At 42.2% G+C, this 11,902-nt stretch carries 11 protein-coding genes and 1 pseudogene; 4 read left to right on the top strand and 8 right to left on the bottom strand.

Annotated elements, in window-relative coordinates:
• Positions 1 to 222 precede the first annotated feature (222 nt).
• A complete protein-coding gene (locus LC653_RS41430; RefSeq protein WP_229501112.1) occupies positions 223 to 1,326 on the bottom strand; it encodes a TnsA endonuclease N-terminal domain-containing protein in 1,104 nt (367 codons plus the stop codon).
• A 483-nt stretch (positions 1,327 to 1,809) separates the two neighbouring features.
• Here LC653_RS41430 and LC653_RS41425 point away from each other — a divergent pair, with 483 nt between their 5' ends.
• Entirely contained in the window at positions 1,810 to 2,841 is a 1,032-nt protein-coding gene (locus LC653_RS41425; RefSeq protein WP_229501111.1) for a hypothetical protein, read from the top strand.
• A 445-nt stretch (positions 2,842 to 3,286) separates the two neighbouring features.
• Here LC653_RS41425 and LC653_RS41420 read toward each other — a convergent pair whose 3' ends face one another.
• The 4 genes from LC653_RS41420 to LC653_RS41405 all read right to left on the bottom strand — a co-directional run bounded on the left by LC653_RS41420 (position 3,287) and on the right by LC653_RS41405 (position 5,424).
• Entirely contained in the window at positions 3,287 to 3,823 is a 537-nt protein-coding gene (locus tag LC653_RS41420) for a lipoxygenase family protein (RefSeq protein WP_229501110.1), read from the bottom strand.
• A 334-nt stretch (positions 3,824 to 4,157) separates the two neighbouring features.
• The gene (locus LC653_RS41415) at positions 4,158 to 4,937 is read right to left on the bottom strand and encodes a hypothetical protein (protein ID WP_229501109.1); all 780 of its coding nucleotides are present in this window, start codon (positions 4,935 to 4,937) and stop codon (positions 4,158 to 4,160) included.
• Positions 4,938 to 4,944: 7 nt separating this feature from the next.
• Positions 4,945 to 5,220, bottom strand: a complete 276-nt coding sequence (locus tag LC653_RS41410; protein WP_229501108.1) for a hypothetical protein — start codon at positions 5,218 to 5,220, stop codon at positions 4,945 to 4,947.
• A 12-nt stretch (positions 5,221 to 5,232) separates the two neighbouring features.
• A complete protein-coding gene (locus tag LC653_RS41405) occupies positions 5,233 to 5,424 on the bottom strand; it encodes a hypothetical protein (protein ID WP_229501113.1) in 192 nt (63 codons plus the stop codon).
• Here LC653_RS41405 and LC653_RS41400 point away from each other — a divergent pair.
• Positions 5,388 to 5,514 (top strand): annotated as a pseudogene (locus LC653_RS41400) (IS1 family transposase); the annotation flags it as partial. The gene LC653_RS41405 and the pseudogene LC653_RS41400 sit on opposite strands and share 37 nt — an antisense overlap.
• 50 nt (positions 5,515 to 5,564) lie before the next feature.
• Here the strand turns inward: LC653_RS41400 and LC653_RS41395 are convergent.
• The 3 genes from LC653_RS41395 to LC653_RS41385 form a co-directional block, all read right to left on the bottom strand.
• The gene (locus LC653_RS41395; RefSeq protein ID WP_229501107.1) at positions 5,565 to 5,816 is read right to left on the bottom strand and encodes a hypothetical protein; all 252 of its coding nucleotides are present in this window, start codon (positions 5,814 to 5,816) and stop codon (positions 5,565 to 5,567) included.
• Positions 5,817 to 6,026: 210 nt separating this feature from the next.
• The gene (locus LC653_RS41390) at positions 6,027 to 6,263 is read right to left on the bottom strand and encodes a hypothetical protein (protein WP_229501106.1); all 237 of its coding nucleotides are present in this window, start codon (positions 6,261 to 6,263) and stop codon (positions 6,027 to 6,029) included.
• A 42-nt stretch (positions 6,264 to 6,305) separates the two neighbouring features.
• On the bottom strand, positions 6,306 to 6,692 hold the full coding sequence (locus LC653_RS41385) for a plasmid mobilization protein (RefSeq protein ID WP_229501105.1): 387 nt from the start codon (positions 6,690 to 6,692) through the stop codon (positions 6,306 to 6,308).
• 259 nt (positions 6,693 to 6,951) lie between these two features.
• Between LC653_RS41385 and LC653_RS41380 the strand changes: the two genes are divergently transcribed.
• Together LC653_RS41380 and LC653_RS41370 are read left to right on the top strand one after the other, a co-directional pair.
• Entirely contained in the window at positions 6,952 to 7,326 is a 375-nt protein-coding gene (locus LC653_RS41380; protein WP_229501104.1) for a hypothetical protein, read from the top strand.
• Between the two features lie 582 nt (positions 7,327 to 7,908).
• On the top strand, positions 7,909 to 11,902 hold a 3,994-nt coding region (locus tag LC653_RS41370), incomplete at its 3' end, for an ATP-binding protein (RefSeq protein ID WP_229501103.1).

Below are 11,902 nucleotides of genomic sequence, written 5' to 3'. Positions count from 1 at the left end.
TTGCCTAATTATCAACAACAAATATCTGAAAGCCTCATTTTCTCGTACAGATTAGCTAATTTAGATGATTGCATTTACGTGCTCTAAACTAGTCACACAAAGGCTTTGACTATTTTCGGAGATGTCTTTTTAGCTCATGATATGCTTCAGAAAGTGTGACTTAAAGGAAAAGATTGCCGGAAATTAAAGGATAAGCTTGCCGAACCCAGATTCAGACTGGCTTTAAGCATTGTCAATCGAACGTCGAGCTTCCCAGAAAGCTTCCACGACTTCCTTCTTCCATAAAGCAGAGGGTTTAGCCATAAACTTCCAATAACGAATAGTACGCTCAGATATAGTAGAGTTCTCTGTTGGTTTACCTATCGATTGCTGAGTAATAATTTGATAGCGACGGTTTGCTTGTGCTAAATCACATGGGCTGGCTTTTAAATAGCGTTCTATTGCTTCTGGGTGGACAGAAGATGTAAAATTTGTGGATGTTTGGTTACTAATCGCTGCGAAAAGCGAGTTCTCTTCGGTGCTTTTTTGCTCTAATAACCAGCGATTATAAGCATCAGCTGCTGCTTGATTAACAAATAAATGTACTCTCTCTGGTTCAGCTAATGAAGTAGCACTCAGGTCAGTATAAATTTCCCCATTAGCTATTAAGGCATTCAGCTCATCTGATGTCGCCGTTTTTGTTTGAATCAGGTCAGAGTAGGTCATTCCTGGTGTCATGGCAACCTGCTCTCTAATGCGGTTCGCAACTGCCACATTTATTTGATAAGTTTTGATAGTGTAGGCTCTGAGAAATTGACGATTTCTGTACTTGACCCAATTGATTTCCTTATCAGTACGGAGGCGGTAATACAAACCTAATTGCTGAACGACTTCCGCCACTGGTGGACTATGCCATCCTACAGCTAGAGAAAAAACATAGCGTTCTGGTTGCTTGGTTGCTAGTTTTTCTAATCGAACAGAGGACTTCCATTCTTCAAAACCTGCACTCGATTTTCGGATGACAAAAAAATCTGGAACATGAGTTACTGTTACCGTTCTCCCATTTTTGGCCTTGACTTTCAGGCTGAGACGGTAGGGTTGATCATAGTATTCCAAAACATCGTTGTCCTGCTCATATTCTTCACTGGCTGGTAATTCCACTTTGTGGGACTCGAACTGAATTGTTCTGCCCATTTTCATACTGGAGTAACTGCCAACAACGTTGATTCCATTACTTCTGACTCGCCGCACAGGTTCTGATGACCGAATTTGTTCAATTACAGAACGCGCTTGGGCTGATATTTTGAGGCGGTGACACCAATTATCAAACTCTTGTGCGTTGAGCATTTTTACTTAAAAGTGCCTTGGACTCACGGCAGGCTTTAACTTAAATTCTTAGGACTCGTGGCAACTTTATCATTTAACCGTAGTCCCACAACCACTTGCCACAAATCGTAATAATCAGGCTTTCGGGCTTTGATGCGGCAAGCTTATCCTTTAATTTTCGGCAATCTTTTCCTTTAAGTCACACTTGCTCGATTTATGGTTCAAAAATTTTCCCAAATTATGATTCAAACCACAGTTATGTATTTTGACTGAATTATTATAGATGCAAAAATTAAACCATCCCAGTGGTTGGAATGGTTTAAGGGAATTATCAATTTTTCTTACTGCTCCTTTTGCTTATAGGAGGCAACCAATTGTTGTTGGCGACAATTCGGGCAAACCTTTTAACTGCGCCAAAGCGCTCGTCGTTTGAATCAATCGAATGATTCAAATTTGAATTATTCGGTAACTGAGAGTAAGTCTCAATTAGGGAAGGGCAAGCGAGTGATTCAGGAGGTCTCGGAGAATCTAAATATAAGTGTTGGTAGTTATCACAAGGGCAAGAAAGTTTTTGAATTAATTTCTCAATTACGAGAACTGGAAAAATTTAAGGCAGTTATTGCACTGGAGATGGAATTTAACCGGAGTATTGATGCAGCGTACAAGTTTGTTTGTAATCAAGATATCTGTTACCAGGTAATAGACCTTCTGGAGGCAGATGAGATAGGTAGTATAGGCGATGGTATTGCTTGGATGCTGAATGGCGAGCGCAATCCGTTTCGACGTTTCCAGCTTGACCAAGTATATCAATTCAAGAAGAGACTGCGGCCCGAGTTGGAAATTGTGGGACGAGTTATTGGTATAACTAATGAGTTTGTTGTGTTTGGATTAAGGAATTTAGTGAATATGAACCTAGAAATTGTGAATCTACGTCCGCGACAAATTGATGCAGAATTGCAGGATGAACCATCTGCATCACAGAGGAAGAGAATATTTCACTTAATGCAAAAGTTTAGTGATGTTTTCCCAGTTCAAGTGTCTTTGGCGGAGTTGTTGAAACTTCCTAATTTAACTGATAAAGAGGAGGTTTTATTGCGGATGTATGAGTCTGACGTATTTGAAAAAACTTGGGAAGATTATAAGACCCAAATGAAAGCAATGGAACGCCAAGGACACCTAGAAATCTTCCCCAACACCAAACCATATAGTGCCAAACAAATAACCAACTACAAAGCCATCCGTTGCCCCATGCAACCAGGTAGCGGGTCATTTTTACTTAATGACGACCTGCAAGCAATTAGTGACTCAGTTTCTATCTTCCTCGATCATTGCGATCGCGCGGCAAGTCGGCAAGATTTAACCAAACTAAAATGGGTAGCGAACAAAGCCAAAAAACAAATTTCACGGGAGAGATATCGCAAGCAAGAGTCTGCTGACGTTGCACAGTGGCGTACCAACTGGGAAGAAATAATTGCGATCGGGGTTGGACAGGACAATGCTAATTTACGCTTTCCTTTTTCTGTTTCTTCTTGGTAATCCGAATCCTCCCTGTCCAACTCCTCGTTCAACTCCCATATAGTTTTGTTGGTATCTTCGACAATTAAGTAGTCTCCACTTTTTAGACCGTTTTCATGAAAATATTCAACTACTCCCACCGCATTAGCATGGGCATCTTCTATGATCAACCAGGGATGAGCAAGCCCAGAAAGTAGTTCCGGCGGCATTATTGCACTCATATTGTTACAATCCCCCTCTAAAAAATGAACGCGAGAGTCAGTTTTTGCTTTCTCGTCGAGTAGGGAAAGATCGATATCGATACATACGACTTTTTTAGACCCATGAAGTTGCATGAGTGTTCCATCCACCTGATCATAATGCAAACATTCTACATGACCTCCTGGTCCAACCCAAATGTTGAGATCGCCATCGGGTTTATTTAAACCAAGCTGCTTTCCAATATTTGTTAGACAATCCGTGTTAGCTAGGGTCGTGTTTTGGATAGAACATTTTGCCAAGTAAACATCATTTTCATGAGCTTGATGATTACGCAACATATCTGCATATTCGAGGATTTGCCTTGTGGGGGTGCGTACATCAGGGTGGAGGCGTTTGGCACGAATGCGGCGTGATTGTAGGCACCGTCGTTGACCACGGTGTGCTGTACAGAGAACTGCCAGATAAACATTGTCAGCACTTGCTTTAGGCTGTCAGCAGTTTTGACCTCGCTGGGGAAGCGCTGCATCTGAGGTTTGCCGTCTATATTATAGTTGAATGCCGGAATTAACTTATTGAAAAATCGTTGCAGTTGCACATCTGCTGCGATCGCGCGATCGCCCTCCGGATATTGCACGTTGACAAACTCGGTAACGAAGCTGGAGATGGCTTCGTACCACAAGCTGGCATCGTGGATATAGGGGTAGGAAAACGGTGTGTTGGAAACATCGCGTGTCTTGGCATCGATCGGAATTGCCAGATCCAGGAACCGAAAATTACTATTGTTGTAAATCCGATCTTGCAATTGATAATTGCCAATACGACCGCAAGAGAAGATCAGATCGTAAATGAAGCCGATGTTGTATACGCCGGGAGTACCATTAACTTTTCGGGTTGCGGGAAGGCGATAAAGTTTTAGGATGGATAGAAAAGATTGTTGTTTGGTCTTTAATGGGGATGCTATGTTTGGTCGGGTTAGGCAGATTGCCTGTTAACCCGACGAGTTTGTTTGATTTTACAGCGTCTTTTTACTATTTTGCTGTTGCGGTTGTTATTTGTCCCAAGACTCCACTGAGTTTTAATAAAAAGCTGATTTTTGGATTTATAGCTTTTATGTATGGCGTGTGGTTTGGGTTGATTTAATCTAGATCTTTAGCAGAATCCTGGTTTTTGAATTGTTTTTGACTCTGTTCGCGGCGTGCTTGTTGCTCATTGAACAGAGTCTTGAAACGTTCAAATTCCTCTTTGGTGAGATTATTAATGGTGATAGAGTACTCTTCTGAGTTATTGTCATGAGATGCCAAGAGTGCTTCTCGACTTTGTTCGGAATCAGGCAAATTTCTATCAAGGCTAAGAGTTTGTGAATCTTCTTCTAATTTTAGACTTGCAGTATATTCTTCACTTTTATAAATGATACCTTGTGTCTCTTTATCTGATTTTCCAAATATATCTAAGCGGTCTAAAATTACAGGAATAACAAACTGTCTAATTTGAGAATCGGCGGTAAGAGATTGTACTCTATCTTCTGGACTCTCTTCTACTGGGCTGCCATTATTATCGTCATTTTTATTTGTGGGGTTTTTTATAACCTCTGGTTCAATTGTCGTTTCTGTGGACTGGCTTGCTTCGGCTTGTGAAGATGACTCTTGATTAACTTGATTAACTTGATTAACAAAAGTGATAGGTTTAATTTCTGTAGAGTTTACTTTTGCTTCATCTTGCACTATTTCACTGACTCTGTTAATTTCCGAATTCAACCTTAGCACAGCCTCTTTTCGTTCCTCAGCAGTTGGAGGTTTTTTTGCACATTCTTCAAATTTCTCATTAGGTATATTAAGCTGTTTGATCAATTCTCTGAGGAGACTGGCTTGCATCGCTGGAGTTAAACCTTCTACTGGAAGTTCGATTAGTTCTTTCATACTAAATTTACCTCTCAACTAAATCTTTTTTGACATTTTTGAGTGCATTATTGATGCGTAAATTCATGAGTTGAAAATCCTGTAATGTTTCATCACTGATGTTACTTACTTGGGTTTTTCCTTCTTTGATATATAATAAGATGTTGTCATTTTTATCTTTAACTAAGTAAATTTTGTCTTGGGCTTTTGTAGCAATTTGGTATTTTTCTGTTTGTACTGACATAATGCCATTGATATCTTCCTGTCCAATGATTTTAACTAAATTTTGGGCAAGACTGGTCATTTCATTAATTTTTTATAGCTCATTAATATCTCGCTCCATTGCCTTAAAAGCGTTCTCAAGACTGATATTTTCTTTGATATATAAATCAGTTACCTCACGAATTCTATTGAGATATGTTTCTGATTTACCGAGTTTTTCAGATGCTACATACCAGTCTTGATGAATGCTTACATCATTACTTAGCACGAGTACATCGAAAAACATTGTGCTATTCCAAATCAGTGGATATTTAAATACTCAATTAGATTGTTACTTCATTATTTTAAGTATAGCGAAATACCTGTATTTGAGTGATTCACCCCGCATTTATGCAACCCCTAAATTCTCTCTACCCAACAGATTTACTATTGCTCAATACCTCTTTGCGATCGCAACTTACCCATTAACGCTTGTTGGGTAAAAACACGCAAGCTTTCAATCTGCTCGATTTCGTTTGTTGTTAGTCGAGTTGGTACCTCTTCGTACCACTTTCCCTGACTATAGTAGATTTGCATCACAGGGGTATTATCCTCATGACGGTAAACAGTTAGAAGATTGGCATCTAAGCTGGCACTCAACTCCCGTCCTTTGATACAGAAATTATTGGTAACAAGCATATAGTCAGTGATTGTAGAAGGCAGATGTTTGAGGTTAAAAGGGAGAAGGTTAGGAAAAGGGGGAGTAGGGGAAGATTGCTCTTGCAGGACTTGTTGAGCAGTGGATAGACGGTTTTCTTCTGAAATATCCTGTTGTGGGTGCTGTTCCTTCAGATGCGGCTGTACTTTTTTCTTAACCTTATTTGCTTCCGACGTGGGTTTATCTTCTAATTACTGACTGTCAGATAAATGCTCATGATATTTGGGACGATGTGCTATTGAGATGATGAGGTGGGCGCACTGCCGTTTAACTGCTTTTTTGGTGTACTTGATGTTGAGAAACTGCTGGTTGAATTCATCTGGGTTTTTTCCCATCATATTAGTATCGACAATCGCAGCATCATCTTTCCCCAAGACATACTTGAGCGTGTCGAGAAAATTGGGTTTTTTATAGATGATGGGAATCAAATTGAGGGAGTTTAAAGTAGGGTATATAGAACCTGTAATGCCTTATTTATCTTGGCTTGAGGGTGATTTGTCTGGAATATCTAGGTTAAATGCAGATGCGATAGTCTGATCTACGAGTGCGATCGCATTATTGACAGTATCCAAAATTTGCTGGTTGTTTGTTTCCTTTGCTAAGTGAGATAACATCATCAGTTCGCTTTTGAGGTTTCCAGCAGTAGCGCGGATAGTTATCAAGTCGGCAGACGGTTTTGCCGCTAGTACCCGCCTTAATCCACAGGAACGTAAATACTCAGATGCAGTTACCCCTGTGGCGATCGCTTTCTTCTCAATGGTAGTTTTCTCTTCCTCAAAGAGGTATACTTTGATAGATTTAGTTCGCTTTATGGGGTTACTTACCATACCTTCTTTCACTGCGGGACTGAGTGGCATAGTTAGAGACTGCACTGAGGGACTTGGGGATAACCGGAAATCTGACAACAGTGTGTGGTCTCAGTGTGGTCTCAATTACGGACAATATCGCTGCTATTTTTGGTATAAACTATACTTTATGTAAATGCCGCCAGTGAGAGTACTGTAACTATTGTGATATAGATACCATGAGCTTAATATCTTGTGGTTCATCTTGTAACTGACACTGAAGCCGTAAACCTTGTTTTTAATGATGCAATTGTTGGGTTGTAGGGATTGTATGGTTAATGCGATCGCGCAACTGGAAGTTCAGATAATTAAGATGAAACGGACGTTTGGGATGGAGGGGTTGCCCCAGATAGTTCTTGTTAATCCTCATAGTGGAGTTTTCTCGCAAGGTGCAATTGGCTTACAACCAACAATTGGAACTAACGGAGTAGGAATAACTCCTGTTTCAGCTAATTTGGTTCCCCCTTCGGTTTCTTTTTTTGATTCCACTGGGCTAAGTCCTGTCTCGTTACCTGTTACCTCAGAATCAGTAGGGTCAAATATTTTGGGAGAAGATTTTGAAGATGATGGTTTCTTTAATGATGAAGAGGATGACCCAATTGCTAAGGCAGAAATAGAAGTTGATGCAGGATTTCGTCTGGAGTGAAGGGATTATTAGGGCGTGTTTTAAAATTAGAGCCGCAGGATGATAGAAGCTAGTGTTAGCATTGCAAGATAGTTAGTTATCAGCTTTTTTGTCATACCGTGTAGCAATGCGACGAAATTGATTTAAACCGTTGAAACATCTCTCGACCCGATTTCTTTGGCGATAAATTGATTTGTCAAACTTACCTCGCTCATTCAGCCTGATGGCAATACCTTCGACTAGCGATCGCACGAGTCAAGGAAGCAATTCATGAGGGATGGTGTGATAATTCGACTGGGCTGTTTATCAATTCGTGCAAGAGTGGGCTAAGGCGAAAAATACGATGACATCGGATGTGAGTGCTTGGTTTGAGTGGGCGAGAAAACAGAGGATTGCGTTCCCCGTTCGACGTTCGCCGGAGGCGTTCTCGCAGAGTAGTCGTTCCCGTACCCCTACGCTTAAGCAAGCTACGCGTAGCGTCTCCGTCAGGAGAAGGGTAGGGGTTGCCACAGGTAGATTGACTTCTCAAAGTAGAACTTGAATAATAAGCATTAATTCTATTTGGGTTTGCGGTTCTTTCTATGCTTTGACAAGGTGATAAGAATGATTGCGCTACCTGACGTTGCGGTTGATACTCAGATATATTCCAGCAATAATTCTGTGGTGTATCGTGGCATCAAGCTGTCAGATCGCACGCCTGTTATTCTCAAAGTTCTCAAACAGGACTATCCTACGGCATCGGAACTCACCCGCTACAGGCAGGAATATGAAATTACGCGATCGCTTAACTTAGAAGGCGCGATCAAGGCATATAGTCAGCAGGAATATCAGCGCACACTCATTATTCTTTTAGAAGATTTCGGTGGAGAGTCTCTGGAACGATGGATACAGCAGCGTCCAGATTTCTGCCCTATGCCCTTATCAGCTTTTCTATCCCTTGCCATTAAACTCACAGGTATTCTGGGCAGAATTCATGCTGCTGGTGTCATTCATAAAGATATCAACCCTAGCAATATTGTCTTCAATCTAGATACTGAGGTCGTTAAATTTATTGATTTTGGAATTGCTACTCGATTTAACCGCACCAATCCAACCTTCAAAAACCCTCATGTTCTAGAAGGCACTCTTGCCTATGTATCTCCAGAGCAAACCGGACGCATGAATCGTTTGATCGATTACCGTACCGATTTTTACTCGCTCGGAGTGACATTCTACGAATTACTCACTGGACAAGTGCCGTTTCCGATCACGGATGTCCTTGAACTCCTCCACTGTCATCTCGCCAAACCCCCTATATCCCCGTGTGAATTGAATCTTAAGATTCCCAAGCCAGTTTCAGACATTATCTTGAAACTGATGGCGAAGAATGCCGAGGATCGCTATCAAAGTGCTTGGGGCATCAAAGCGGATTTAGAGGATTGTGTTCATCAACTAGAAACAAGTGGTGAAATTAATCTCTTTCAACTGGGTCTGCAAGATGTTTCCGATCAATTTCAGATTCCGCAAAAACTGTATGGTCGGGAGGAGGAGATCTCAGAATTATTAGCAGCGTTTGAGAGAGTAGCAGGGAGAGAAGACGCGGAGAGGGGGAGACGCGGAGAGGGGGAGAGCGACAATATCCCCGTGTCTCCGCGTCCCCGTGTCCCCGTGTCTTCTTTCGTCCCCACGTCTTCTGAAATGATATTGGTCAGTGGCTATGCTGGTATCGGCAAGTCAGCTTTGGTACAGGAGCTTTACAAACCAATTACAGCAAGGCGCGGGTATTTTACCTCAGGTAAATTTGATCAGTTGCAGCGCAATATTCCCTACAGTGCAATTGTAGGTGCCTTGCGAAAACTGGTGCAGCAACTGCTAGGTGAACCGGATGAGCAAGTGCAACAGTGGCGATCGCGCCTTTTAGAAGCGTTAGGAAGTAACGGGCAACTCATCATTGATGTGATTCCGGAGGTTGAGTTAATTATTGGCAAACAGCCACCCGTCCCGGAAGTTGGGGCGGCGGAAGCGCAAAATCGCTTCAATCGATTCTTTCAGCAGTTTATTCGGGTGTTTTGTGCTAAAGATCATCCGCTTGTCATCTTCCTGGATGATTTGCAGTGGATTGACTCCGCCACCATTCAGTTAATCGAGCTGATGTTGCTCGATGAGCAAACCCAAGCGCTGTTTTTGATTGGAGCCTATCGAAACAATGAAGTGAGTCCAACTCATCCATTGGCACTAGCGCTGGAGAGACTGCGGCAACAAGAGGCTGTGCTTGAGGAGATTGTCCTGGCACCCTTAACCTTAGAACCACTGGCTCAGCTCATTGCCGAGACGTTGCATCAGGATACGAATACGGTTCGTTCTCTGGCTGAATTGGTGCTGCGTAAAACCGAGGGCAATCCCTTCTTTGTGGGTGAATTTTTGCAATTGTTATACAGTGAGAATTTGCTGAGCTTTAGTACAGAACACCTAAGCTGGCAGTGGAACATTGCTCAGATTGAGGCTCAGAATATCACTGACAATGTAGTGGAGTTGCTGCTGCTCAAGTTAAAGAAACTGCCAGAAAACACTCAGCAACTGCTTCAATTAGCCGCCTGCATTGGGGCCGAATTTGATTTGGAGACGTTAGCGATCGTCTTTAAGCAATCGCCTAAAACAGTTTTTCAGGATTTGTTAGCGGCCATTCAGGCTGGACTCATTCAACCCATCTCTGAGTTAGACGAGAACTTGTTAGTTCAAAAGTATAAGTTCTTGCATGATCGCGTACAGCAAGCTGCCTATGCACTAATTGATGAGTCGCAGAAACAAGGGGTACATCTGCAAATCGGGCGCAATTTACTTGAAAAGATGTCGCCAGAGCAGCGAGCAGAGCGGTTGTTTGAAATTGTTAACCATCTGAATTGTGGAACCGAGTTAATCACTGATCAATCTGAACGGAATGAGATTGCCAAACTGAATTTGCAAGCAGGTCAGAAAGCGCTGGCAGCGACGGCTTATGAAGCAGCTTTCAAGTATTTCAATACAGGGCTTAAACTCCTTGACGTAGAGAGTTGGCAGCGTGAGTACAGCCTGACTTTGGCGTTGCATTCAGAGGCAGCAGAGGCAGCATACCTCAGTGGTCACTTTGACGAAATGGAGCGGCTTGTAGAAGAAGTGCTCAACCGTGCGAAGACAGTGCTCGATACAGTGAAAGTTTACGATAGCAGGATTCAAGCATGGATGTCGCGGGGAGACCCTAAAGAAGCCCTTAAAACTAGCTTGGAAGTGCTGCAACTCCTAGGAATTAGTTTAGTGGAAGCTCCAAATCAGTTAGATGTTCAAGCAGGATTAGAGGAAACAGCTTCACTATTGGCTGGGCGGGAAATCGAAGATTTGATTGATTTGCCAGAGATGACTGAACCTGTGCCACTGGCAGCAATCTACATTTTAGCAAGCACAGTGGGTGCGGCTTATATTTCGATACCTGCTCTGATGGTGCTGATTGTGTGCAAGATGGTGAATTTATCGATCGCCCATGGAAACGCTATTTGGTCGCTGCTTGGTTATGCTGCCTATGGCATGATGCTATGTGGAGTTGTACAAGACTTTGAACTGGGCTATCGATTTGGCAAATTATCCTTAAATTTAGCGAAAAGATTAAATAACAAGAGAGGTAACTGCAAAGTATCGCTGATGGTGAGTTCTAGTATCATTTACTGGAAAGCCCACCTTAAAGAGACGTTTCCTGGCTTAGCTGAAGCTTATCAAAGCGGTATAGAAAGTGGAGAGTTTGAATATGCGAGTTATTGCGCAGTTATCGTATGTTATTACTCCTTTTTTGCAGGACAAGAACTGACAGAACTGGAACAACAAACAGCGATTTATCTTAAAGCCACCCATCAAATTAGACGAGAGACTCCTGCCACCTGGCTGGCAATGTTGCAGCAAACGATCCTTAACCTGCGAGGCCAATCTGAAAACCCAAGTCGCTTAGTGGGTTGTCTCTATGACGAAGAGCAAGCACTATCATGGACGATCGCAGTCAAGGATGGAACTGGCCTTCACTACTTTTACTTAAATAAGCTGATTTTATGCTACCTGTTTGGGGAGTATGAGCAAGCTGCAAAAACGACTACTTTGGCAGAACAGTATTTAAGCGCAGCCACAGGATTAATGTCTGTAGCTCTATTTCATTTCTATGACTCTCTAATATTTCTGAGCTTGTTGGCGGATGCTTCAAACTCTCAAAAAGCAGCTTGGTTGAATCGCGTTAACGCCAACCAGGAAAAAATGCAGAAATGGGCACACCATGCCCCCATGAATTTTTTGCATAAATTTCAGTTAGTTGAGGCAGAGAAAGCACGAGTTTTGGGTCAGTTTTTTGAGGCAGAGGAGTTTTACGAACAAGCAATTCTTGGTGCTAAAGAAAACGAGTACTTTCAAGAAGAAGCTTTAGGCTATGAGTTAGCTGCAAAACATTACTTGGCTCGGGGTCGAGAAAGGTTTGCTCATCTCTATATGAAGGAAGCCCATTACTGCTATGAGCGGTGGGGAGCAACCGCAAAAGCCAAAGATTTAGAAACTCGCTATCCACAGTTTTTTCCTCAGTCAATGAATATGGCTGCCGCACCAGTTCATA

The organism is Nostoc mirabile CHAB5784 (genome assembly GCF_020829645.1).
GTDB lineage: Bacteria > Cyanobacteriota > Cyanobacteriia > Cyanobacteriales > Nostocaceae > Nostoc > Nostoc mirabile.
Note: the sequence above shows the minus strand (reverse complement) of the source record. Positions and strands in the feature narration are given on the sequence as shown.